The 21,321-nt window shown below is 70.7% G+C and carries 25 protein-coding genes and 1 pseudogene; 17 read left to right on the top strand and 9 right to left on the bottom strand.

Annotated features, from left to right (window positions below):
* Window positions 1-15 precede the first annotated feature (15 nt).
* The gene (locus tag JK363_RS44165; RefSeq protein ID WP_307821687.1) at window positions 16-1,386 is read left to right on the top strand and encodes a phytase; all 1,371 of its coding nucleotides are present in this window, start codon (window positions 16-18) and stop codon (window positions 1,384-1,386) included.
* Window positions 1,387-1,486: 100 nt separating this feature from the next.
* On the opposite strand, the gene JK363_RS11480 is transcribed toward JK363_RS44165, so the two are convergent.
* Window positions 1,487-2,194 carry a GntR family transcriptional regulator gene (locus tag JK363_RS11480; RefSeq protein WP_201874487.1) on the bottom strand — a complete coding sequence of 236 codons (708 nt, stop codon included), beginning with the start codon at window positions 2,192-2,194 and terminating at the stop codon, window positions 1,487-1,489.
* A 247-nt stretch (window positions 2,195-2,441) separates the two neighbouring features.
* On the opposite strand from JK363_RS11480, the gene JK363_RS11485 reads away from it, so the two are divergent.
* The 4 genes from JK363_RS11485 (at window position 2,442) to JK363_RS11500 (ending at window position 5,730) form a co-directional block, all read left to right on the top strand.
* Window positions 2,442-3,056: an HAD family hydrolase gene (locus JK363_RS11485; protein WP_236075693.1), complete on the top strand. Its 615-nt coding sequence runs from the start codon at window positions 2,442-2,444 to the stop codon at window positions 3,054-3,056.
* 165 nt (window positions 3,057-3,221) lie between these two features.
* Complete coding sequence (locus JK363_RS11490; protein WP_201874488.1) at window positions 3,222-3,680, top strand: hypothetical protein; 459 nt, start codon at window positions 3,222-3,224, stop codon at window positions 3,678-3,680.
* A gap of 110 nt (window positions 3,681-3,790) precedes the next feature.
* Entirely contained in the window at window positions 3,791-4,537 is a 747-nt protein-coding gene (locus JK363_RS11495; RefSeq protein ID WP_201874490.1) for an alpha/beta hydrolase, read from the top strand.
* 56 nt (window positions 4,538-4,593) lie between these two features.
* Entirely contained in the window at window positions 4,594-5,730 is a 1,137-nt protein-coding gene (locus JK363_RS11500) for a hypothetical protein (protein WP_307821688.1), read from the top strand.
* Between the two features lie 21 nt (window positions 5,731-5,751).
* Here the strand turns inward: JK363_RS11500 and JK363_RS11505 are convergent, their stop codons facing one another.
* From JK363_RS11505 to rpmG, 3 genes are read right to left on the bottom strand one after another with little or no spacing between them, the layout of a single operon-like run.
* A complete protein-coding gene (locus JK363_RS11505) occupies window positions 5,752-6,906 on the bottom strand; it encodes a GTP-binding protein (RefSeq protein WP_201874492.1) in 1,155 nt (384 codons plus the stop codon).
* On the bottom strand, window positions 6,906-7,160 hold the full coding sequence (locus tag JK363_RS11510) for a type B 50S ribosomal protein L31 (RefSeq protein ID WP_201874494.1): 255 nt from the start codon (window positions 7,158-7,160) through the stop codon (window positions 6,906-6,908). The genes JK363_RS11505 and JK363_RS11510 overlap by 1 nt, the downstream gene beginning before the upstream one ends.
* A 31-nt stretch (window positions 7,161-7,191) precedes the next feature.
* Complete coding sequence (rpmG, locus tag JK363_RS11515; protein ID WP_009192555.1) at window positions 7,192-7,356, bottom strand: 50S ribosomal protein L33; 165 nt, start codon at window positions 7,354-7,356, stop codon at window positions 7,192-7,194.
* 138 nt (window positions 7,357-7,494) lie between these two features.
* Between rpmG and JK363_RS11520 the strand changes: the two genes are divergently transcribed.
* A complete protein-coding gene (locus tag JK363_RS11520; RefSeq protein ID WP_236075694.1) occupies window positions 7,495-8,562 on the top strand; it encodes a permease in 1,068 nt (355 codons plus the stop codon).
* Window positions 8,559-9,329 (top strand): TIGR03943 family putative permease subunit, encoded by a 771-nt coding sequence (locus tag JK363_RS11525; RefSeq protein WP_201874496.1) that lies wholly within the window; start codon window positions 8,559-8,561, stop codon window positions 9,327-9,329. Before JK363_RS11520 ends, JK363_RS11525 begins: the two co-directional genes overlap by 4 nt.
* A 41-nt stretch (window positions 9,330-9,370) precedes the next feature.
* On the opposite strand, the gene rpsN is transcribed toward JK363_RS11525, so the two are convergent.
* Both rpsN and rpmB read right to left on the bottom strand, forming a co-directional pair.
* The gene (rpsN, locus tag JK363_RS11530; RefSeq protein ID WP_201874498.1) at window positions 9,371-9,676 is read right to left on the bottom strand and encodes a 30S ribosomal protein S14; all 306 of its coding nucleotides are present in this window, start codon (window positions 9,674-9,676) and stop codon (window positions 9,371-9,373) included.
* Entirely contained in the window at window positions 9,676-9,912 is a 237-nt protein-coding gene (gene rpmB, locus JK363_RS11535) for a 50S ribosomal protein L28 (protein WP_201874500.1), read from the bottom strand. Before rpmB ends, rpsN begins: the two co-directional genes overlap by 1 nt.
* 134 nt (window positions 9,913-10,046) lie before the next feature.
* Here rpmB and rpsR point away from each other — a divergent pair, with 134 nt between their 5' ends.
* The gene (rpsR, locus tag JK363_RS11540) at window positions 10,047-10,292 is read left to right on the top strand and encodes a 30S ribosomal protein S18 (protein WP_201874502.1); all 246 of its coding nucleotides are present in this window, start codon (window positions 10,047-10,049) and stop codon (window positions 10,290-10,292) included.
* A 211-nt stretch (window positions 10,293-10,503) separates the two neighbouring features.
* On the opposite strand, the gene JK363_RS11545 is transcribed toward rpsR, so the two are convergent.
* A complete protein-coding gene (locus JK363_RS11545) occupies window positions 10,504-11,118 on the bottom strand; it encodes an MEDS domain-containing protein (protein WP_201874503.1) in 615 nt (204 codons plus the stop codon).
* A gap of 13 nt (window positions 11,119-11,131) precedes the next feature.
* Complete coding sequence (locus JK363_RS11550; protein ID WP_201874504.1) at window positions 11,132-12,838, bottom strand: PucR family transcriptional regulator; 1,707 nt, start codon at window positions 12,836-12,838, stop codon at window positions 11,132-11,134.
* 588 nt (window positions 12,839-13,426) lie between these two features.
* Between JK363_RS11550 and JK363_RS11555 the strand changes: the two genes are divergently transcribed.
* The 7 genes and pseudogenes from JK363_RS11555 to JK363_RS11585 all read left to right on the top strand — a co-directional run bounded on the left by JK363_RS11555 (window position 13,427) and on the right by JK363_RS11585 (window position 17,898).
* Entirely contained in the window at window positions 13,427-15,004 is a 1,578-nt protein-coding gene (locus JK363_RS11555; protein ID WP_201874505.1) for an Hsp70 family protein, read from the top strand.
* Window positions 15,005-15,015: 11 nt separating this feature from the next.
* Entirely contained in the window at window positions 15,016-15,606 is a 591-nt protein-coding gene (locus tag JK363_RS11560; protein ID WP_201874506.1) for a nucleotide exchange factor GrpE, read from the top strand.
* A gap of 57 nt (window positions 15,607-15,663) precedes the next feature.
* Window positions 15,664-15,973 (top strand): annotated as a pseudogene (locus tag JK363_RS11565) (AAA family ATPase); the annotation flags it as partial.
* A gap of 112 nt (window positions 15,974-16,085) precedes the next feature.
* Window positions 16,086-16,535 carry a thioredoxin family protein gene (locus JK363_RS11570; protein WP_201875040.1) on the top strand — a complete coding sequence of 150 codons (450 nt, stop codon included), beginning with the start codon at window positions 16,086-16,088 and terminating at the stop codon, window positions 16,533-16,535.
* Window positions 16,536-16,542: 7 nt separating this feature from the next.
* Window positions 16,543-16,806 carry a UBP-type zinc finger domain-containing protein gene (locus tag JK363_RS11575; protein ID WP_201874507.1) on the top strand — a complete coding sequence of 88 codons (264 nt, stop codon included), beginning with the start codon at window positions 16,543-16,545 and terminating at the stop codon, window positions 16,804-16,806.
* Between the two features lie 90 nt (window positions 16,807-16,896).
* Window positions 16,897-17,394: an Hsp20/alpha crystallin family protein gene (locus JK363_RS11580; protein ID WP_201874508.1), complete on the top strand. Its 498-nt coding sequence runs from the start codon at window positions 16,897-16,899 to the stop codon at window positions 17,392-17,394.
* 75 nt (window positions 17,395-17,469) lie between these two features.
* A complete protein-coding gene (locus JK363_RS11585) occupies window positions 17,470-17,898 on the top strand; it encodes a DUF2267 domain-containing protein (RefSeq protein WP_201874509.1) in 429 nt (142 codons plus the stop codon).
* 57 nt (window positions 17,899-17,955) lie between these two features.
* On the opposite strand, the gene JK363_RS11590 is transcribed toward JK363_RS11585, so the two are convergent.
* Complete coding sequence (locus tag JK363_RS11590; protein ID WP_201874510.1) at window positions 17,956-18,621, bottom strand: GntR family transcriptional regulator; 666 nt, start codon at window positions 18,619-18,621, stop codon at window positions 17,956-17,958.
* A 102-nt stretch (window positions 18,622-18,723) separates the two neighbouring features.
* Between JK363_RS11590 and glyA the strand changes: the two genes are divergently transcribed.
* Together glyA and JK363_RS11600 are read left to right on the top strand one after the other, a co-directional pair.
* Window positions 18,724-20,058 carry a serine hydroxymethyltransferase gene (gene glyA / locus JK363_RS11595; RefSeq protein WP_201874511.1) on the top strand — a complete coding sequence of 445 codons (1,335 nt, stop codon included), beginning with the start codon at window positions 18,724-18,726 and terminating at the stop codon, window positions 20,056-20,058.
* Complete coding sequence (locus tag JK363_RS11600) at window positions 20,058-21,302, top strand: sarcosine oxidase subunit beta family protein (protein ID WP_201874513.1); 1,245 nt, start codon at window positions 20,058-20,060, stop codon at window positions 21,300-21,302. The genes glyA and JK363_RS11600 overlap by 1 nt, the downstream gene beginning before the upstream one ends.
* The last annotated feature ends 19 nt before the right edge of the window (window positions 21,303-21,321 follow it).

Genomic DNA, 21,321 nt, shown 5'->3' on the forward strand with positions numbered 1-21,321 from the left:
CCCCGAAGGAGAGCCGTGAGATCTGCCATCCGCAGAACCACTCACCGCACCGCGCCCCGTTCACGAAGGACCGCGGCATTTGCCGCCCTCCTGCTCCTCGCCTGCGCGTCGACCGCGGTGGCGGCCGGGGACCCCAGCCTGCCGAAGGTGACCGCCACCGTCGAGACCCCGGCCGTCCACGACGACGCCGCCGATGGCCATGCCAACGCCGATGATCCCGCCGTCTGGGTCAACCCCGACAAGCCCGGACAGAGCCTGGTCGTCGGCACTCTCAAACGGGGCGGGCTCGACGTCTACCGCCTCGACGGCACCCGGGTCCAGCACATCGCCGCGCCACCGGCGCCCGGTGACGACGCGGCTCCCGGCCGTTTCAACAACGTGGACATCGTGTACGGCTTCGAACTCGACGGCGAGAAGACCGATCTCGCGCTGGTCAGCGACCGCGGCCGGGACCGGATCCGTGCCTACGCCGTCGACGGCGCCGCCCTCGCCGGCGGAAAGCCACCGCTGCGCGATGTCACCTCCGACGACGTCGAGCCGGTCTTCGCCGCGGACGAGACGGAGGTGGACGCACAGCACACCGCCTACGGACTCGCCGCCTACAGCCACGACGGGGACGCCTACGCGGTGGTGTCGCGGCGCGCCGAGACCCGGATGGCGCTGCTGAAACTGAAGGACAACCACGGCACGGTCGGCTACGAGCGCGAGGACAGTGTCGACCTTCCGGGTACGTTCACCCTGCCGAACGGCAAGCAGTGGTCACCGTGTGCCGACCCCGGGGAACATGCCCAGGTGGAAGGCATGGCGGTCGACCAGCAGGAACACATCCTCTACGCGGCCCAGGAGGATGTCGGCCTGTGGCGGGTCGACCTGGACGACGAGGAGTTCGGGGACCCCGCGCTCATCGACAGGGTGCGGGAGTACGGGGTGCCGTGGACGTATGACGCCGAGGAGGAGGAGTGTGTGATCGACACCTCCGCCGACCCCGGTTACGGTGGCCGCCACCTCGCCGCCGACGCCGAGGGGATCACCGTCTACCACGCGAAGGACGGCAAGGGGTACGTCCTCGCGTCCAGCCAGGGTGACAGCACCTTCGCCGTCTACCGCCGCGGCGGGAACAACGCGTGGGTGGGCTCGTTCACCGTGACCGACAGCCAGGCCACCGATGGGGTGCAGCACTCGGACGGCTCCACCGTGGTGAACGTGCCGCTCGGCCATGGCTTCCCCAAGGGGCTCTGGGTGTCCCAGGACGGTGAGGCCACTCCGGCGGACGGGGACAGCGAGAGCACCGGATACACGTTCGTGCGATGGGACGCGGTGGCATCCGCCTTCCCCACGCCGCTGATCGTCGACACCACGTCGTTCGACCCCCGCGACACGGACTGACCAGCACCTGTTGATCCATCCCGGCCGAGGCGGGTACCCCGATACCGCTCTCGGCCGGGCAACGTCGGCCACCGACTCGCGTCGCTGGGCGGTTGGGGTGTCAGGCCCGCCCCATGTCGTAGTCCGGAGGGTTCTTCTCACTCCAGATGCCGCGCACATGGCTGATGTGACGGCGCATGAGGGCCTCCGCGCCGTCCGCGTCGCCCGCCTCGATCAGATCGAGCAACTCGGCGTGCTCGTGGGAGGAGTGGAACAGAGCGTCGCTGTCGGTGAGAGTTTTCAGTCCGTAGAGCCGGGAGCTGGTGCGCAGCGCCCGTACCGTCTCCAGCAGCCGGGCGTTTCCGGCCAGTTCCAGCAGGGTGAGATGGAACTCCATGTCGATGGTGACATGCGCGATGAAGTCCCGCTCCTCGGCGGCCTTTTCGATCCCGGCGGCCAAGGGGCGCAACTGCTCGATGACGGCGGCGGGAACGCCCCGTTCGGTGATCCGGCGGATGGTGGGCACCTCGATGAGCGCCCTGAGCTCATTGATCTCGTCGAGTTCGGCCGGGGAGAGGGCGGTGACCCGGAAGCCCTTGTTGCGGACGACCTCGACGAGCCCCTCCTTGGCGAGGTCGAGCAGGGCCTCGCGCACCGGGGTGGGGGAGACGCCGAACTGCTCGGCGAGGCTGGGGGCGGAGTAGACGACCCCGGGCTTCATCTCTCCCGCGATCACCGCTCCCCGTAGGGTCTCGGTGATCTCCTCACGGAGGTTGCGGCGGCTGCGGAACGAGGGCAGGCGGACGGTGGTGCCATCGTCCACGTTCATATGCGGTCTCCCTCACTGGCTCGCCCGCCCAAGCCTAACCCGCGGGGCGACGAGGAGTTGGGCCCACCCCGGCGCCCGACTCCTCGCCGATTTCACGCCACAGTGGGGACGACAGCAGCGCCAACTCGCGCTCTGGACCGGGTTTTCCGGCGATCACGGGGTATGACCCTATGACGTGTGCATGGCGCGACCTCCTGTCGTGCCCGCGCACGACCGGTAACCCCCCACAGAGAAAAGGGCATCTGCCATGACGAGGACACCCGCCCGGAGGATCGTGCTGCTGCTGCTGGCCCTCGGTGGTCTGACCGCGATGACCGTATCCGCCACCGCGGCGCAGGGCGCCGTACGGTTACCGGACAACAACGCGGCGAAGGGCCACCGTGGTGGTGTGGTCGTCTACTTCGACCTCGGAGAGACGCTGATCCACACGGCCGGCGACGGAAGCATCCGGTACATGCCCGGAGCGGCCGAGCACCTGCGGGCGCTACGAGCCCGGCACATCCCCGTCGGCCTGATCACGAATGTCCCCTCGTCCTGGGGGAACACCGACGCCGAACGGGCGGCGGAGCTGAAGAAGGTCATCGCCAAGGACTGGAAGGACTCACGTCCGTTCGCCTGGTCCGACTTCGGCGACCGGATCCTCACCCCGCGGACGGAAGCCGAGCGCAAGCCCGCTTCGGCCCTGTGGGAACGCGCCCGGGACGCCTCGGGTGACCGTGTACTCGTGTACCAGGCCGAGACCACCGATGAGATCGAGGCGAGCAGGTCCCTCGGCTATGTCTCCTACCTGGTGGGCCGCCCGCATTGGCCGGTCTTCATGCCCGTCCAGCTGATCGCGGCGCTGGGGCGGCTGCCCAACTGACCTCCGCGTCGGCATCGTTACGGGCTCCGGTGTGTTGCGTGACACACCGGAGAGGCATGACATCCCTAGAAGACAGCCAGGAGCGGAACTTCCAGGGACAGTTGAAGGTCTTGCCATGCGCACGGACGAAGCCATGGCCGAACGGCCTTCAGCGGAGGGAACGGAATGAGCAGCCGGAGCCCGGGGGCACACCACGGTGAGCGCCCGCAGCAGGTGGAGACCGCCTACGTTCTGTCCCTCGCGGCCATTGCGCTCCAAGGGGTCTCCTGGGCGCTGGACGCGTTCGTCATCGCTCCCACCGGGCTGGACGAGATGCGGCACCACATGGGTCAGCGTGAGGCCGTCCTCCAACTCATCCTGTCCGGAGGCGTCGTGTGTGTGATCGGTGCGCTCTGGCTGCTGCTCGCCGTCAAGATGCGCGCGGGGTACAACTGGGCGCGGATCGTGCTCGCCGCCGCCGGTGCGCTGAGCGCGCTGTTCGTGCTCAACAGTCTCAGTATGAGCGGCTACCCCTGGGAAGAGATGATCACGATCGGTCCGGACCTGCTCGGGCTCGGTGCGATCGCGCTGATCTTCCTGCCGCCGTCCAACGCGTACTTCTCGGGGCGGACGGTATCTCCGTAGCCACCCGGCTCCAGCCCCCCGGCTCCGCAGTCTCGAGGAGAGGGTGGGCGACCTGGGACAATAACCGGCATCGGCGGGGTGCCCCCACCCCCGCCACCAGGAGGTACGCGATGCGAGGACAATCACAGCGGCCGACGGACGACGGCGCACCACGTGCCACGGGAGTGCCGTCACCGGGCGGGTCCGCCCTGCGCATCGTCAGCGACCCCGCGGGCGCGGACGCCGCCGTGCTGATGCTGCACGGCGGCCGTGAGTACGGGCGGCAGCCCACCCGCCCCTGGCAGCCGGCGGCGGTCCGGATGCGCCCCTTCCCGCGGGCGGTGGACCGGGCCCTCCCGGACCGGCGGCTGTTCGTCGGCACCGTCCGCTACCGCTTCCAGGGCTGGAACGACACCCTCGCCGATCCCCTGCGGGACACCGAACGGGCGCTGGCCGAGCTGGCGCGGCGCGCCGGTGAGGTGCCGGTGGTGCTCATCGGACACTCCATGGGCGGGCGGGCCGCCCTGCGCGCCGCCGCAGACCCGCGGGTGCGGGGGGTCGTGGCGCTGGCTCCGTGGTGTCCGGACGGTGAGCCGGTGGCGCAGCTGCGCGGCAGCACCGTGGTGGTCCTGCACGGTGACCGGGACCGTACGACCGATCCGCAGGCTTCGGTCGATCTGGTCCGCCGCGCCCGCGAGGACGGCGCCCGCGCCGGAACCCTGTTCATCACGGGAGGCGGCCACGCCATGCTGTGGCGCGGTGCCGTCTGGCACCGTACGGCGGGCGCCGCGGTGGCCCAGATCCTGGCCCCGGACGGCGCCCCCGTCTCGGGCCCCATCGCGGACACCCTCGACTCGCCGACGCCGGGCCGGATCTAGGGTCCCTCTTTGCCGGGACGCCGTCGACGCGCTGATGTGCGCTGCGCGGTCGTGCCGTGCGTTCTGTGGGGCCCTACGCCCGTGCGGCGCTGTCGGTGCCGTATGGCATCGTCTGCTGCATCAGCACCACGCAGCACATCACAGCACGGAGCGGGGAGTTCGGAATGACGGGGTCGTTGGACGAGGCACGCCTGGTGGATCTGGCGCGGCGGCTCAAGGGGGCGGAGGCCGACGGCTGGAGCGGTTCGGCGCTCAGGGCGCTGGCCGAGGAAATCGGCCAGGGGCGGGAAGGTGCCGCCGAACCCCGGCTGCGCTCGGTCGGCCGCTTTGAGGAGGACTTCGTCCACGGCGGCCAGGAATACATCGGGCTGTATGTGCCCGTCGCGGTGCCGGAAGGCGGGGCGGCGGCGAAGGCGGCCGCCTTCCGCGAGGCGGCCGAGATCCTGACGAAGGAGTTCGGGCCCGCTCCCATCATGGGTGTCTACGGCGACCCCGGGCCCTTCTACGACTCCACCCCACTGTGGGGCAGTCCGTTCCTCCGCTGGCGCGGCCGCGAGGACACCGTGGAGCTGCACGCCGGTGAGCACGGCCCGGAGCTGCTGCTCCAGCCCACCGATCCGGTGGAGAACTGGTTCTGGCGGCAGGGCCACGGCGAGCACTACGCCATCGGCGGGTTCTTCGGCACCCGCCGCGACCCGGCCAACGCGGGCCTCGGTATCCCGGGCCGCTGGCGCACCGACGACTGGGACGTCTTCGCCAGTGCGCTGGGCGACTTCCTCACCACCCTCCCCGCCGAGACCACCGCCCTGGGCATCGAACTCGACCTGGGCATCCATGCGTTGGTGCCCGGCACCTACGGCCCGGTCCTGTTCCACCTCAGCTGCGCCGAGCGGCTGGAGATCGTCTACGATCCCGAGCCGCTCGACACCGATCCCACCGATCCGACCTCCTTCGGCTGGATCCCGGCCGCCACCCGCCCGGCGGCCCTGGACCACTGGCTCGACTGCCCGTACCACTCGGGGGACTTCGGCATCGGCGAGGTGGACGGCCGCGCACTGGCCCGAATGATCGTCGACACCCTGCGCGGCCTGGGCGTCGCCTCCCCGAAGGACCTGAGTCTGACGGACCATGCGCAGCGGGTCGGGGACTACCGCGTCGACTACTACGGGCTCACCCTCCAGGAGAACCCGTAGCCACGGCCACCGGACGAAACGTCAGACGACCGGATCGAGGAGTTCGTCGAACGCATGGGACAGGTGGCGCCACGCCTCCCGTCCCGCGGCGTACTCCTGCTCGGTGAGCAGACACGACTCGAGCAGCCGCAGCAGTCCGTCGCGGTCCAGGCCGGGTGAGACGAACACCAGATGCTGACAGCGGTCTCCGTGTTCGGCATGCCAGTCCAGCGCGGCGGCGGCCCGCCGCACCGGCGGCACCATCTCCCAGGCCGCGTCGGGGAGGGCCGCCAGCCACGGGCCCGCACCCTCCACACACAGGGCTCCGCCGGCCGCGTCCCAGGAGAGCAGGGTGTCCGGCCGATCGGCGAGGTAGAAGCGGCCCCGGCTGCGGGCGGCCGCGCACGTCAGATCCTCCAGTGCCTGGTGCAGACGGCCGGGGTGGAACGGGCGGCGGTGGCGCCACACCACCGTGCTGACCCCCGCCTCGTCGGCCTCCTGGGGCAGGAGGGCACACGCCGGATGCTGGGCCGCGGCGGCCGCCGCCACATCGAATCCCGCGAACGCGGTCCGCGCCAGCTCCGGGGAGGAGACGGGAAGTTGCCGGGCGGTGGGGTGCAACTGCCGGAGCAGGGCGCGGTCCTCGTCGTCCGCGTCCTCGCTGTCGATGAGGGCCAGGACGGCGGCGTACTCCAGCTGCCGGGCGAAGGTGTCACCGACGGTGCGCTGATCGGTGGCCGCCGCGGCGAGACCGGCCTCGGCCAGGTCGTCTCCGTTGGCCAGACAGGGCAGCACCAGCGCGGGATCGACGGCCGTCAGTACATTGCCGACGGCGAGCGACTCGCCGCCGTGCGCGGCGACCACCTCCGCCATGGCCCGGGGCTCGACCGAGTCCCACAACTCCACGACAGCGAGCCGGACCAGACCTCCGTCCGCCAGCCGCTCCAGCTCGGGGACGAGGTCTTCCCGCAGCGCACAGCAGGCGCAGTCGTTGACGAGCGGCGCCTCCCCGATGGACAGCTCGCCGGACACGTCACGGACACTGCGCCGCACCGTGCCGTCGGGGGCGGTGGCCAGGTCGTGGTGGAGCGCGACACTGCCGGGGACGGTGTGCAGCAGGCCGTCCACCACGGTCCGGCGGGCGTCGCGGTGCAGCCCCGCGACGATCACCACGGGCAGAGTGGCCTTCTCCGGCATCACTTCGCCCCGCGCAGGCCGTAGCGGCGCTCGAACCGCTCGACGCGTCCGGCGGTGTCCAACACCCGTGCCGTCCCGGTGTAGAAGGGGTGGCCGGCGGAGGAGATCTCGACGTCGACGACCGGGTAGGTGTTTCCGTCCTCCCATTCGACGGTCTGCTCGCTCGTCATGGTGGAGCGGGTGAGGAAGGCGTAGTCGGCGGCCCGGTCGCGGAAGACGACGGGACCGTAGGCGGGGTGGATGCCGGGTTTCATGGCGGATCCCTTCAGTGCGGCGGGGGAGTGGTCAGCGTTCTTCGCGGAAGTCGACGTGGCGGCCGACGACCGGGTCGTACTTGCGCAGCGTCAGGCGGTCGGGATCGTTCCTGCGGTTCTTGCGGGTGACGTAGGTGTAGCCGGTGCCCGCGGTGGAGCGCAGCTTGATCACCGGCCGGAGTTCATTGCGTGCCATGGCTCCACTATATGGCATTGGTTTTCATTATCGATAAGGGGGGCTATGGCGTGGTGGCAACGGACAGATGAAAATGACATCCATGCGCTAGGGTGAGCTCTCGACCACGGGGTGGTGCGGGGCCGGGGGAGGGGAGACATGACGGACGGCGATACCGGCACAGCGATCTCACCGCACGAGCGCGGCACTATTGCCGATGGCGCCGACGGTGCGACCGGGGCCGCCGCGGGCGCGGTCGCAGGTGTCACGTCACACGTCCTGATCGCGGGACTTCCGGTGGCGGTGCTGGGAGTTGTCGCGATCGTGCTGGGGCCGGAGATCTCCAGCGGACTGGACCATCGGGCGGTGGCGGCCTGGCGGACGGTGTTCACCGCGATCGTCGTCCAGGGGGTGCCGTTCCTTCTGCTGGGCACTCTGGTGTCGGCCGCGATCAGCGCGTTCGTCCCGGCGTGGGTTTTCACCCGGGTGCTGCCGCGCAACCCCGCACTGGCCGTGCCGGTGGCGGGTGCCGCCGGGGCGGTGCTGCCCGGGTGCGAATGTGCTTCGGTGCCGGTGGCGGGCAGTCTGATGCGACGGGGTGTCACCCCGGCCGCGGCGCTGGCCTTTCTGCTGTCCGCCCCGGCCATCAACCCCATCGTCCTGGTCGCCACCCATGTGGCCTTCCCCGGCAATCCCGGGATGGTCGCCGCACGCCTCATCGCCTCGCTGCTCACCTCCGTGGCCATGGGCTGGCTGTGGCTGAGGGCGGGCCGTGCCGAATGGCTCCGGCTGCCGAACGGGCCCGCCGGACACACGCCGGGCGCGAACCGCGCCGAGGAGTTCCGGGTCTCGCTCCAGCACGACTTCCTCCACGCGGGAGGCTTTCTGGTGCTCGGTGCGGCGGCCGCGGCCACGTTCAATGTGGCGGTGCCGCACTCCGTCCTGCGCCTGTTCTCCGACTCCCCGTGGCTGTCGGTGCTGTTGGCGGCGCTGCTCGCGGTGGTGCTCGCGGTGTGCTCCGAGGCCGACGCGTTTGTCGCCGCCTCGCTCACCGGCTTCTCGCCCACCGCCCGGCTCACCTTCATGGTGGTCGGGCCCATGGTGGACCTGAAACTCATCGCGCTCCAGTCGGGCACGTTCGGGCGGGCCTTCGCACTGCGCTTCTCGTCGGCCACCTGGGTCGTGGCGGTGCTGTGCAGCGCGTTGGTGGGGTGGTGGCTGCTGTGAAGCGCAACATCCAGGTGCTGCTGCTCCTGTTCCTCGGGGTCGGCCTGCTGCACATCGCCCTGCTGACCGATCTGTATCTGCGTTACGTCCGTCCCGGGTTGCGGCCCGCGCTCATCGCCTCCGGTGTGCTGCTGCTCGTGCTCGGCGCGGTCAGCGCCGCCCGTGACGGCTTTCCCTTCGACCGTGCGCGCACCGGACGCAACGACGGCCACTCCGGTCACGGCCACGGGCACGGCGGCGGGGGGCCGCGGATCGCATGGCTGCTGTACGTACCGGCGCTGACCCTTCTGTTCCTGGCGCCGCCCGCCCTCGGCTCGTACACCGCCTCCAGGGACAACACCGAGGCCCCGAAGGCTCCGAAGGCCGCCGCCGGCGACAGCCTCTTCCCGCCCCTGCCGGGCGGGGGTGTGGTACCGATGTCGCTGAACGACTTCAGCTCCCGCGCGGTCTGGGACACCGGCGGCACACTCAAGGGCCGCACCGTGCGGCTGACCGGTTTTGTGACGCCCGGACACCGGGGCGCCTGGTACGTCAGCCGCCTGGCCATCAGCTGCTGCGCGGCCGACGCGCAGGTGCGCAAGGTGCGGGTGCACGGGGCCACCGCCCCGCGCCCCGACACCTGGGTGACCGTGACCGGCACCTGGCATCCCAGCGGAAGGACCGGTACGGCCGGCGCGAGCCCGGCCCTGGACGCCACCGCCGTCAGGCGCGTTCCCGAGCCCAAGGACCCGTACAACGACGTGGTGGCCACGCGGACGGGGAGCTGACCCAGCGCCCCGCCCGGACGTCCCGTGGCGCCAGGAGCGGGCTACCAGCTGCTCTTGGTCACGCCGGGGAGTTCGCCCGCATGGGCCATCTCGCGCATCCGGATACGGGACAGGCCGAACGCGCGCAGATGGCCGCGGGGTCGCCCGTCCACGGAGTCACGGTTGCGTACGCGGGTGGCGCTGGCGTCGCGTGGCTGCCGGCGCAGCTCCCGCTGTGCGGAGGCGCGCTCCTCGTCGGAGGTGCGGGAGTCGGCGATGACCGCCTTCAGCTCCGCGCGGCGCTTGGCGTAGCGGGCGACGATCAGACGTCGCTGCTCATTCCTGGCGATCTTGCTCTTCTTGGCCATCAGACCTTCCCTCCCCGGGCGCGGATCCGGGTCACCGCGGCCTCGATGCCGATGGTGTCCACGGTCTTGATCCCCTTGGTGCTGAGGGTCAGCCGGATGTGGCGCCCCTCGCTCGGCAGCCAGTAGCGCTTGCGCTGGATGTTGGGGTCGAACCGGCGCGGGCTGCGGCGGTGCGAATGGGAGATGTGATGGCCGAAGCCGGGGCGGCGGCCGGTGAGTTGGCAGTGGGCGGACATGGCCCTCCCGTTCCTCGTGGGCGGTCGGTACGGCAGCACCGTAGCAGCTAAGTGAAAATGAAAACCAATGCTATGTATGCTGTGGCCACCACGGATTCCACAGGCTCCACAGCCCCTGCCGAAAGGACCCGCTCATGACCCGCCGCACCAGCACCGCCACCCGCCGTGGCGCCAAGCGCCCCCCCGTCAATCCGCTGGACGCCGCCGGTATCACCTACGTCGACTACAAGAGCACCGATCTGCTGCGGAAGTTCATCTCCGACCGCGGCAAGATCCGCAGCCGTCGGGTGACCCATGTGACACGTCAGCAGCAGCGGCAGATCGCCCGCGCCATCAAGAACGCCCGGGAAATAGCCCTGCTCCCGTATGGCTCGCGCTAGCGCGCCACGCGGGATGGCCGGGATCCGAAGAGTCATGAGTTCGGAACCCGTGGCCTCCCGTGCAACGGGCGGAACCGGCAGAACTGGCGCTGAGGGCAGGACGGGAGCCCTCAGCACCGCACACGATGCATGCCCGGCCGGGTGTTCACCGTGTGTCCCCGGGCCGGGCGGCGCGGCCACCCAGGTGTGGCACCCCTGTGTCGCAACGGGGTCAGCCGACGAGATGGTAGGGGTTCTCCACCAGCCTGCCACCGACCCAGATCTTCGCGTGGGCCTTGACCAGCGGGATGATCAGGTCGCCGCCGAACACGTCCAAGTCGTACATGCAGACGCCCACTTGGGGATACGACCTCAGCCACGGGGCCACCCGCATCTCGTACCGGATCAGTCCGCGGGTGAACGCGGGCCGGAGCAGCGGCCCGGCCCAGCTCATATCGGCGGCCAGACGGGCCACGGCGCCGTCGCATCCGCGGAACATCTCGGCGGACCAGTCGGCCATCTGACGCAGCATCCGATCGCCGTCGAAAGCCCCGTCCTCCAGATACCCGTCCTGCGGCACCTGGATCTGGAGGCGGCCGGAGGGGCCGTCACCGGAGGGCGCCTCGTCCCCGGCCAGTGTCTCGCGGAACGACGCGGCGTCGTCCGGCGCGGCCAGCAGCAGACAGATGTGCCCGGCACGCAGACCGTCGGAGAGGAACGGGCGGATCAGCTCGTCCCGTTCGGCCGGTCCCCGGTACAGCGCGCACAGATGGTCGCCCGGAGCGACAGGGGTCCCGTCCCAGGAGACCGCGGTCTCCGGGCCGGTTGCCGCCGTGTGCTGAGCCATCGATCCTCTCCGTTCAGGACGCTCCGTCCAGAACCTTCCACACCCGGGTGGCGACGTGCAGATTCAATCGGTTGTCGACGTTCGCGAGATCGCTGCCGCTGACATCACGGATCCGCCGGAGCCGGTAGCGCAGGGTGCTGCGGTGGATCCCCAGGGCGGCGGCCGTGGCGTCGTAGTTGCCACCGCACTCGAAGTACTGGGAGAGGGTCTGCGTCAGATCCGCGTGGTGCGCGGCGTCGTAGTCCAGCAGCGGGCCCAGCCACACCCGGACGAACCGCTGGATCTCCCGGTGGTCGCTGCCCGGTCCGAGCAGCCGGTACAGGCCCAGGTCGTCGAAGGTGGTGGCGCCGTGCGGAGTGCGGGACCGCCTGCGTACCTCCAGGGCGCGCAGAGCCTCCCGGTGCGCGCGCGGTATCCCGCCCGGGGTGTCACAGCGACCGCTGACGCCGATCGCGCCGTCGGGGGAACCCAGTTCACGGACAAGTGCCTGGTACAGCGCGTTCCCGCGCGGTGGCCCCTCGCACACCAGCACCGCCATGCCCGGCCGTCTGGCCACCAGTGACCGGGTCCGCAGCCCCGCGGCCGCCCGGCCGACCGCCTGCATGAACGTGTCGTCGGCCACTCGGTCCGACCACTGCGCCACGGCGAGATGGTGTGCGCCGTGCAGATCGTGGCCCACCGCGGCGGCCCGCGCGTAGGCGCTCTCGTCGTCGGTACCGGTGATCAGGTCGTCCACCAGCTCACGGCGCAGCCGCAGCTCGACCTCGGCGAGGCTGCGCACATGGGCCAGCTCCACGGCGAGTGTGGCGCAGGCGTGGTCGAGGACGAAGACCTCGTCGTCCCCGGCGCTTCCGTCCGGGTCGATCAGGGCCAGGGCGCCGAGCACCTCACCGCGGTGGGTGGCCGGGGCGATCAGCCGCTTGCCCACCCGCACCGGATGCGCCCGGCGGGCCGCTTCCTGGAGAAGCTCCTCGTGCCGGGTCGCGTCCGGTTTCGGATAGCGGGTGGGGCGCTCGGGTCCTGCCCAGGCCCGGAGGTTGCCGAAGCGGTCCTCGACGGCGACGGGGCGGCTGGTGAGACGGTGCACGGCCGTGGCGATGCCCGCCACGCCGCCACCGGCGGCCGCGGCCTGGGCGAGCACCTCATGGACACTGCGCTGATGCTCCAGTGTGGCGACGGAGGTGGCCAGCCGGGTGTTCACGGCCGCCCGGTCCTCGTTCAGCTGCCGCAGTTCACGGGCGCGATCGCGGTCCAGCCGCCGTGCCCCGGCGAGCGCCAGCGCCGCCGCCGTCTGCTGCGCCAGGACATGGATCAGGAAGACGTCGCCGTCGCCCGGGGGAGCGGTGGCGCTGACCACCAGATAGCCACCGGCGCCGCCTCGGGTGTGCTGGAGGGGGACCGCCCGGCCCCACTCCCGGCCCGGCACCCGGACCTGCCCTTCCCGGCCGCACAGGAGGCGCAGTTGATCGGCGAGTCCGTCCACGCCGTGGCCGTCGGGTGACGGATACACGGGAGCCTCACCGAGGACGGCGACACCCGCCTCGGCCCGGCAGGGGCCGAGTGCTCCCACGGAGGTCATCGCCAGCCGCAGGATCTCCTCCTCGTCCTCCCGGGCATTCATGATCATCGAGAGCACGGACAGGCTGTACAGATTGGCCACGTGCTCCCGGCCCCAGGTGTCCGGGCGGGACGGAGCGCTCCCGCCCGGCGTGGCGGTCATGGTCGGGGTCCCAGCGCGTTGAAGTGGAGAGACCGTCTCTCGATCCTTCATCCAGGCTACCGACCCGGCCGTGCTTCGGGCACTCGCCGGCCCCGTCGGCCGCCTTCGGCGCCTTCCCGGCCGGAGCCCAGGGGCTTGGACCACGCGCTGGAGCGGACCGCGGAGCCACCGCTCGGCCTGCCCGTGGGGCTGGCGGGGGAGACCCGGTATGTGTACGAGGCGTGCTGCGGCTGCTCATCCACGCCGTCCTGGACCACCAGCACGACGAACTCACCGACGACGCCACGATCTTGATGGTCGCATGGCATCGGCCCGGTTCCTGACGGGCGAGGCGTGTGCGGCTGCGCGGACAGCGCGTTCGCGTGTGCGCCGCCCCGGGGGTCTGCACCCCACAGGAGCGATCATGGTGCCACGTCCTGCCGTGTGTCCTCCCGGGAGGACACGGGCGCCGAGATTCGACCCCGCAGGCGCAGGCACACCGGGCCCGGGCCTTGCGACGGTGAAGGTGTAGGTCTTTCAGGCGAGTCCTGCCCGGATTCGTCGCCCACACCGGGCCGGGTGACCGCTGGCGCCTTGGAAGGAGTGGCCATGGCCAAGGCAGTGGGAATCGACCTGGGCACCACCAACTCGGTGATCGCTGTGTGGGAGGGCGGTGAAGCCTCGGCCGTCACCAACGCCGAAGGCAGTCGCACCACCCCCTCCGTCGTGGCGTTCACCGACAGCGGTGAGCGCCTGGTGGGCCGGCCGGCCCGGCGCCAGGCGATCCTCGATCCCAAGGGCACCCTCTCCTCGGCCAAGCGGTTCATCGGCCGGATGTACGACGAGATCCCCGACGAGGTCAGGGCGGTCGCCTACGACGTCGTCGAGGGCGAGGGCGGTGTCGCGCGCTCCACGGTGGGCGACACCGCCCTCGCGTACGGCATGGACAAGAAGGAACACGAGACCGTACTCGTCTTCGACCTCGGCGGTGGCACCTTCGACGTGTCCATCCTCGACGTCGGGGACGGAGTGGTGGAGGTGCGCTCCACCGCGGGCGACGGCCACCTGGGCGGCGATGATGTCGACCGGACCCAGGTCAACCTGCCGTTCATCACCGCCGACGCCTCCGGCCCGAAACATCTGACGCAGTCGGTGATGCGGTCCACCTTCGACCAGCTCACCGCCGATCTGGTGGAGCGCTGCCTCGGCCCGGTCGAGCAGGCCATGGCCGACGCCAAGGTGAGCGAGAACGACATCGACGAGGTGATCCTGGTCGGCGGCTCCACCCGGATCCCTGCCGTGCAGGCCCTGGTCCGTCGGCTGACCGGCGGCAAGGAGCCCCATACGAGCGTCAACCCCGACGAGGTGGTGGCGCTGGGCGCCGCGATCCAGGCCGGGGTGCTCAAGGGCGAGGTTAAAGACGTCCTGTTGCTGGATGTCACCCCGCTGTCGCTGGGTGTGGAGACCCGCCGCGGTGTGATGACGAAGATCATCGAGCGGAACACCACCATCCCGGTGCGCCGGACCGAGACCTTCTCCACCGCCGAGGATCATCAGCCCGCCGTCGACGTCGTGGTCCTTCAGGGCGAGCGTGAGCGGGCCGCCGACAACCGGGTGCTCGGCCGCTTCCAGCTGACCGACATCCGTCCGGCGCCGCGCGGCGAACCGCAGATCGAGGTCATCTTCGACATCGACGCCAACGGCATCCTCCATGTCACCGCACGGGACCGGGACACCGGCAAGGAGCAGTCCATCCAGATCACCGAGAGCTCCAACCTGGACCGCAGCGAGGTGGAGCGGATGGTCTCCGAGGCCGAGCGCAACCGCGGCGAGGACCAGGCGCTGCGCGAGGCCGTGGACGTCCGCAACGAGCTGGACGCCACCGCCTACCAGGTCGAGAAGCGGCTGACCGAGCTGGGCGCATCGGCGCCCTCCCACGAGAAGGCGCGCGCCGAGCTGCTGGTGTCCGAGGCCCGCCAGGCCGTCAAGGACGAGGCGGGGATCGACCGGACCAGGCCGCTGATCTCCGAGCTCCAGCAGATCCACGCCGGACTCGCCTCCCACGTCGCGGCGGCGGCCGGTGGTGCCGCGGGCGGCGCCGGTACCGCCGGAGCGCGGGACACCGGACCGGGCACGGCCGGTGCGGGCGACGACGACATCATCGACGCCGAGTTCGACAAGGGCTGAGGCGGTGCCCCATGTCCACCCGCCCACAGCGGCCGGATCCGGTGCCCGAGGGCGCCGTGCCGGACCCTGCGCAGGAGCTGCCGGCCCCCGAGGAGCGGGAGCGGGCGGAGCCGCCGCCGGAGCCCGGCCCGGACGCGGCCGCAGGTCCGGACGGAGGCGAGCAGGACGACACCGCACGGGCCCTGGCCGAGATGGCGGACCGCTGGCGGCGCGCCCTGGCCGACCTGGACAACCTCCGCAAGCGCCATGCCCGGGAGCTGGAACGGGAGCGGGCCGCGGAGCGCGCCCGTACGGCCGCGGCCCTGCTGCCCGTCATCGACAACCTCGAACTCGCCCTGGCCCATGCCGAGGCCGCCCCCGGGGCGATCGTGCAAGGCGTCAAGGCCGTGCGCGACCAGGCCGTGGACGCCTTCGCTCACCTCGGCTACGAACGCCACTCCGAGACCGGGGTGCCGTTCGACCCGACCCGGCACGAGGTGGTCAGCGTGGTGGAGGACCCCGACGCCGAACCGGGCACGGTGGTCGAGGTCCTCCGCCCCGGCTACGGGGACGCGGGCCACCAGCTCCGCCCGGTGGCCGTGGTCGTGGCCAGACGGGAGTGACCGGCCGTGGCACGGGACTTGTACGACGTCCTCGGTGTCTCGCGGGGCGCGAGCGCCGACGAGATCGAGAAGGCGCACACCGATGTGTTCAACACGCTCTTGCAGGTGCTCGACGACGGGCGGATCACCGACGCCCAGGGGCGTCTGGCCGACTTCCGCAACACCGTGATCATCATGACCTCCAACATCGGCTCCGAACACCTCCTGGACGGCGTCACCTCCCAGGGAGAGCTCAAACCGGACGCCCGCAGCCTGGTCATGAGCGAACTGCGCGCCCACTTCCGCCCCGAGTTCCTCAACCGGGTCGACGACATCGTGCTCTTCAAACCGCTCGGTGAACCCCAGATCGAACGCATCGTGGAGCTCCAGTCCGACGAGTTGCGCACCAGTTCGACGGTGATCCGGCGCTCGGCCAGTGAACTCGTGGTCACCTACGAGCAGCCCGAGACCGCGGGAGCGGGGAAGGCCGCGTGAGAGCCATGTCGTCCCGGACCGTGACCTGCGCCCACTGCGGACACGTCGACCAGGTGCCCGCCGTGGCCGAGGGGCGCCCGCGCTGCGGCCACTGCCAGGAGCCTCTGCCGTGGATCGCCGACGCGGGTGACAGCACCTTCGCCGATGTCGCCGAGCATGCCGCCCCACTGGTCGTGGTGGACTTCTGGGCCGCCTGGTGCGGACCCTGCCGGATATCCAGCCCCGCACTGGAACAAGTCGCCCGGGAACGCGCCGGAACCATCAAACTCGTCAGGGTCGACCTCGACCGCAACCCACGACTCGCCGAGCGGTTCGGCATCCAGGCCGTGCCGACCCAGCTGATCCTCGACCGGGGCGAGACGGTCGCCCGCCGCGCGGGCGCGGCCCCCGCGGCAACCCTGCGCGCCTGGGTCGACCTGGTGATGACCGGCCTGCTGGACTGCCAGAAGAGGTGAACGCACCATGGCCATCGAACCCGATCCACATCTGAGCATGGTGCGCGAGGTCACCCCGCGCACCCCCGAAGGATGCGAGGAATGCCTGCGCATGGGCTCCCCCTGGGTCCATCTGCGGCTCTGCCTCACCTGCGGACACGTCGGCTGCTGCGACTCCTCACCGCTGAAACACGCCCGCGCGCACGCCTACGCCGAACAGCACCCCATCGTGGAGCCCATGGAGCCGGGGGAGGAGTGGCGATGGTGCTACGCCCATGAGGCTCTGGCCTGATGACATCCAAGCTCCGCCCGGCCGGACCGCCGAGCCGGACGGCGATCGCACACATCCGCTCATGAGTGGCACAACCGGAGGTGATGGACGATGAGCATGCCGGTGAGACGACAGCGGGGCCAGGGAGCGATGGAACGCCCCCGGTGGACCCGGAATCCGCTGGCGGAATTCGACGATCTGCTCAGTCAGATGGGCGGGTTGCTCGAATCCACGGTCGGGAGCACAGCACCCGGCGCCGGACTGGTGGTATGGACGCCGTCCGCCGATGTGACCGAGGCCGACGACGCGTACCACATCGAGCTCGAACTCCCCGGTGTCAGCCGCAGGGACGTCGACATCGAGGTCAGCGGCCAGGAAGTGGCCGTCACCGGCGAGGTCGCGGAACGGGAGCGCAAGGGCGTGCTGCGCCGCAGTGGCCGCCGTACCGGTCGCTTCGAGTACCGGATGCTGCTCCCGGGCGAAGTGAACACCGAAGGCGTCAAAGCCACCATGTCCGAGGGGGTCCTGACGATCACCGTCCCCAAGGCGGAGACCGCCAAGCCCCGCCATATCGAGATCACCGAGAGAGCCGAGGGCGGTCGCGGCTGACCCCGCGGGCCCGGGCTCTCTCCCCGCGGTGGCCCGCCACGTCCGGGCCGCCGCGGGGCACGGAAGGACCCCACGATGGTTGCGACAGGCTTTGCCTCATTCGACACCACGGTCGACAAGTCCAATCGGCTCCTGCGGGAGATCGAGGACGCCTACGGCTGGCCCAAGGAGCGCCGGAAGCAGTCGTACGCCGCCCTCCGGTCCGTACTGCACCACCTGCGGGACCGGCTACCGGTGGACGAGGCCGTCCAGTTCGGCGCACAGCTCCCCACCCTGCTGCGGGGTGTCTACTACGACGGCTGGAAGCCGGCGGAGACCCCGGTGAAGATGAACGGCGAGGAATTCCTCAGCCGGGTCCGGGAGGACTTTCCGTACGCCATCCACGGTGACACCGAGCAATTGGTGCGCACCGTGCTCCAGGCGCTGCAACGACATGTCAGCGAGGGCGAATGGCAGGACCTCAAGGCGCGGCTGCCCGCCTCACTGGCGTCCCTCATCCCGTAACGGGCTTGTGCGCCGGCACTCACCGCCGTCTCCGCGACGATCTTTGCGGACGCGGTGTCAGATGATGCCGCGGATGGCCGCTTCGAAACCTTCCACATGGCCGGCGGCGAGGGCGGCGGCTTTCTGCGGGTCGCCGTCGATGACGGCCCGCAGCAGCGGTCCGTGCTCGCGCACATGCCCGGCCAGCCCTGGCAGCCGGTCGATGAACAGGCACCAGATGCGGGTGGCCAGGTTGTCGTAGCGGATCAGGGTGTCCTGGAGATACGGGTTGTAGGTGGTGGCGTACAGGGCTCGGTGCACGGCCATGTCCAGCCGGATCAGATCCGCGCCGCCCCCTGCGCCGGCCTGGCTCTCGCTGTCCAGCCGGGTCAGCAGTTCGCCGAGCCCGGCGCGGTCGCGCTCGGTGGCGCGCTCGGCCGCGAGGGAGGCGGCGAGCGGTTCGAGCTGCTGGCGGACCTCGGAGATATGGCCGAGATCGGCGATCTGGACCTCGGTGGCGAAGGTGCCGCGGCGGGGGTAGGCGACGATCAGCCGCTCGGTCTCCAGCCGCTTGAGCGCCTCGCGCACCGGAGTGCGGCCGAAGCCGAGCTCGGCGGCGATCCGCTCATCGTTGACGGGTTCGCCGGGGCGGATGCCCAAGGTCACCAGACGCTCCGAAATCGCCTGGTAGGCACGGTCGGCCAGGGTCTGGTCGCCCTGGCCCGCGACGGCTGAAGAAGTCACCCGGATCCCTCCCTTGACGCGCCCGGAAGCGCACTCCTACTGTACCTCAACAGCCAACTGATATATCAGTCGCGTTTCTCGTCGGTCCCCAAGGGAGTGCTTATGACTGCCGCCATCCCCGACCAGCGAGCGGCTCGCTCCGCAGTGCTCTCCGAGCAGCTCCACGCCGCCGACCCCGAGGTCTCCGCGGCGATCGGGGCGGAGCTGGCCCGTCAGCGCGGGACCCTGGAGATGATCGCCAGCGAGAACTTCGCCCCGCTCGCGGTCATGCAGGCGCAGGGCTCGGTGCTGACCAACAAGTACGCCGAGGGCTACCCCGGCCGCCGCTACTACGGCGGCTGTGAGCATGTGGACGTCATCGAGCGGCTCGCGATCGACCGGGTGAAGGGGCTGTTCGGCGCCGAGGCGGCCAATGTGCAGCCGCACTCCGGCGCCCAGGCCAACGCCGCCGCCATGGCGGCGCTGCTGGAGCCCGGCGACACCATCCTGGGACTCGACCTGGCGCACGGCGGCCATCTCACCCACGGGATGCGGATCAACTTCTCCGGGCGGCTGTACACGGTGGCCGCGTACCAGGTCCGTGAGGACGACCACCGCATCGACATGGAGCGGGTCCGCGATCTGGCCCGGGAACACCGGCCGAAGCTGATCGTGGCCGGATGGTCCGCGTATCCGCGCCAGCTGGACTTCGCCGCCTTCCGCGCCATCGCCGATGAGGTCGGCGCCTACCTGATGGTGGACATGGCCCACTTCGCGGGCCTGGTGGCGGCCGGGCTGCACCCCTCGCCGGTCCCGCATTCCCATGTGGTCACCACCACGACCCACAAGACCCTCGGCGGCCCCCGCGGCGGAGTGATCCTCTCCACGCAGGAGCTGGCGAAGAAGATCAACTCGGCGGTCTTCCCCGGTCAGCAGGGCGGCCCGCTGGAGCATGTCATCGCGGCCAAGGCGGTCGCGTTCGGCATGGCCGCCCGGCCCGAGTTCGCCGAACGCCAGCGGCGCACCCTCGAGGGCGCCTCGATCCTCGCCGCGCGACTGCTGGCCGAGGACAGCAGGGACGCCGGGGTGAGCGTGCTGACCGGCGGTACGGATGTGCATCTGGTCCTGGTGGACCTGCGCCACTCCGAGCTGGACGGGCAGCAGGCCGAGGACCGGCTGCACCAGGTGGGCATCACCGTCAACCGCAACGCCGTGCCCTTCGACCCCCGCCCTCCGATGGTCAGTTCGGGCGTCCGGATCGGTACCCCCGCGCTCGCCGCGCGCGGCTTCGGCGCGGAGGAGTTCCACGAGGTGGCGGACATCATCGCCACGGCCTTCCTGCCCGGCTTCGACGACCAGGTGTCCGCCGCGCTGCGCAAGCGGGTCCAGGTCCTCGCCGACCGCTTCCCCCTCTACCCCGCCCAGGAGCTCCAGCCCGCCCAGGAGGCCGACGCGTGATGCATGCCGCGAACACCCCGTCCACCCCCGGGGACGTCCTCCCCGACCACCCCGACTTCCTGTGGCGCAACCCCGACCCCAAGCCCTCCTACGACGTGGTGGTCGTCGGAGGCGGCGGACATGGTCTGGCCACCGCCTACTACCTGGCGAAGAACCACGGCATCACCAATATCGCCGTGCTGGAGAAGGGCTGGCTGGCCGGTGGCAACATGGCCCGCAACACCACCATCATCCGCTCCAACTACCTGTGGGACGAGAGCTCCGGCATCTACGAGCACTCCCTGAAGCTGTGGGAGACCCTGGAGGAGGACCTCGACTACCCCATCCTGTTCAGCCAGCGCGGGGTGCTCAACCTCGCGCACAGCCTCCAGGACGTCCGCGACAGCAAGCGCCGGGTGTATGCCAACCAGCTCAACGGTATCGACGCCGAGTGGCTGGAGCCCGGCGAGGTGGCCAAGGTCTGCCCCATCGTCAACGTCTCCTCCGACATCCGCTACCCGGTGCACGGCGCCACCTACCAGCCGCGCGCGGGCATCGCCAAACACGACTACGTGGCCTGGGGGTTCGCCCGCCGCGCCAATGACCTGGGCATCGATCTGATCCAGGACTGCGAGGTCACCGGCATCGACATCAGCGACGGCCGGGTGACGGGGGTGCGCACCACCCGCGGCCGGATCGCCGCCGGAAAGGTGGCGCTCGCCGCCGCCGGACACTCCTCCGTGCTGGCCGCGATGGCCGGGCTGCGGCTGCCGTTGCAGAGCCATCCGCTCCAAGCCCTGGTCTCCGAACTCCTGGAGCCGGTGCACCCCACGGTCGTGATGTCCAACGCGGTGCACGTCTACGTCTCCCAGGCGCACAAGGGCGAACTCGTCATGGGCGCGGGCATCGACGCCTACAACGGCTACGGACAGCGCGGCGCCTTCCACATCATCGAGCGTCAGATGGCTGCGGCCCTCGAGCTCTTCCCGGTGTTCGCCCGCGCCCACATGCTGCGCACCTGGGCCGGGATCGTCGATGTCACCCCGGACGCCTCACCCATCGTCGGACTGACCCCGGTCCGGGATCTCTATCTCAACTGCGGCTGGGGCACCGGCGGTTTCAAGGCCACTCCGGCGGTCGGCTGGTGCTTCGCCCACACCGTCGCCACTGGTGAACCCCACCCCTACAACGCGCCCTTCACCCTGTCCCGGTTCACCACCGGCGCACTGATCGACGAACACGGCGCCGCCGCCGTCGCCCACTGACGACCGCCGGAGCGAGGAG

The organism is Streptomyces coffeae (assembly GCF_016741875.1).
Taxonomy (GTDB): Bacteria; Actinomycetota; Actinomycetes; order Streptomycetales; family Streptomycetaceae; genus Streptomyces; species Streptomyces coffeae.

What these genes read in the sequence shown, in the direction of transcription:
- JK363_RS11480 (WP_201874487.1), bottom strand. Translation starts at nt 2,194, where the DNA reads ATGAACGTGGACGATGGCACCACCGTCCGCCTGCCCTCGTTCCGCAGC.
- JK363_RS11485 (WP_236075693.1), top strand. Translation starts at nt 2,442, where the DNA reads ATGACGAGGACACCCGCCCGGAGGATCGTGCTGCTGCTGCTGGCCCTC.
- JK363_RS11490 (WP_201874488.1), top strand. Translation starts at nt 3,222, where the DNA reads ATGAGCAGCCGGAGCCCGGGGGCACACCACGGTGAGCGCCCGCAGCAG.
- JK363_RS11495 (WP_201874490.1), top strand. Translation starts at nt 3,791, where the DNA reads ATGCGAGGACAATCACAGCGGCCGACGGACGACGGCGCACCACGTGCC.
- JK363_RS11505 (WP_201874492.1), bottom strand. Translation starts at nt 6,906, where the DNA reads ATGCCGGAGAAGGCCACTCTGCCCGTGGTGATCGTCGCGGGGCTGCAC.
- JK363_RS11510 (WP_201874494.1), bottom strand. Translation starts at nt 7,160, where the DNA reads ATGAAACCCGGCATCCACCCCGCCTACGGTCCCGTCGTCTTCCGCGAC.
- rpmG (WP_009192555.1), bottom strand. Translation starts at nt 7,356, where the DNA reads ATGGCACGCAATGAACTCCGGCCGGTGATCAAGCTGCGCTCCACCGCG.
- JK363_RS11520 (WP_236075694.1), top strand. Translation starts at nt 7,495, where the DNA reads ATGACGGACGGCGATACCGGCACAGCGATCTCACCGCACGAGCGCGGC.
- rpsN (WP_201874498.1), bottom strand. Translation starts at nt 9,676, where the DNA reads ATGGCCAAGAAGAGCAAGATCGCCAGGAATGAGCAGCGACGTCTGATC.
- rpmB (WP_201874500.1), bottom strand. Translation starts at nt 9,912, where the DNA reads ATGTCCGCCCACTGCCAACTCACCGGCCGCCGCCCCGGCTTCGGCCAT.
- rpsR (WP_201874502.1), top strand. Translation starts at nt 10,047, where the DNA reads ATGACCCGCCGCACCAGCACCGCCACCCGCCGTGGCGCCAAGCGCCCC.
- JK363_RS11545 (WP_201874503.1), bottom strand. Translation starts at nt 11,118, where the DNA reads ATGGCTCAGCACACGGCGGCAACCGGCCCGGAGACCGCGGTCTCCTGG.
- JK363_RS11550 (WP_201874504.1), bottom strand. Translation starts at nt 12,838, where the DNA reads ATGACCGCCACGCCGGGCGGGAGCGCTCCGTCCCGCCCGGACACCTGG.
- JK363_RS11555 (WP_201874505.1), top strand. Translation starts at nt 13,427, where the DNA reads ATGGCCAAGGCAGTGGGAATCGACCTGGGCACCACCAACTCGGTGATC.
- JK363_RS11560 (WP_201874506.1), top strand. Translation starts at nt 15,016, where the DNA reads ATGTCCACCCGCCCACAGCGGCCGGATCCGGTGCCCGAGGGCGCCGTG.
- JK363_RS11570 (WP_201875040.1), top strand. Translation starts at nt 16,086, where the DNA reads ATGTCGTCCCGGACCGTGACCTGCGCCCACTGCGGACACGTCGACCAG.
- JK363_RS11575 (WP_201874507.1), top strand. Translation starts at nt 16,543, where the DNA reads ATGGCCATCGAACCCGATCCACATCTGAGCATGGTGCGCGAGGTCACC.
- JK363_RS11580 (WP_201874508.1), top strand. Translation starts at nt 16,897, where the DNA reads ATGAGCATGCCGGTGAGACGACAGCGGGGCCAGGGAGCGATGGAACGC.
- JK363_RS11585 (WP_201874509.1), top strand. Translation starts at nt 17,470, where the DNA reads ATGGTTGCGACAGGCTTTGCCTCATTCGACACCACGGTCGACAAGTCC.
- glyA (WP_201874511.1), top strand. Translation starts at nt 18,724, where the DNA reads ATGACTGCCGCCATCCCCGACCAGCGAGCGGCTCGCTCCGCAGTGCTC.
- JK363_RS11600 (WP_201874513.1), top strand. Translation starts at nt 20,058, where the DNA reads ATGCATGCCGCGAACACCCCGTCCACCCCCGGGGACGTCCTCCCCGAC.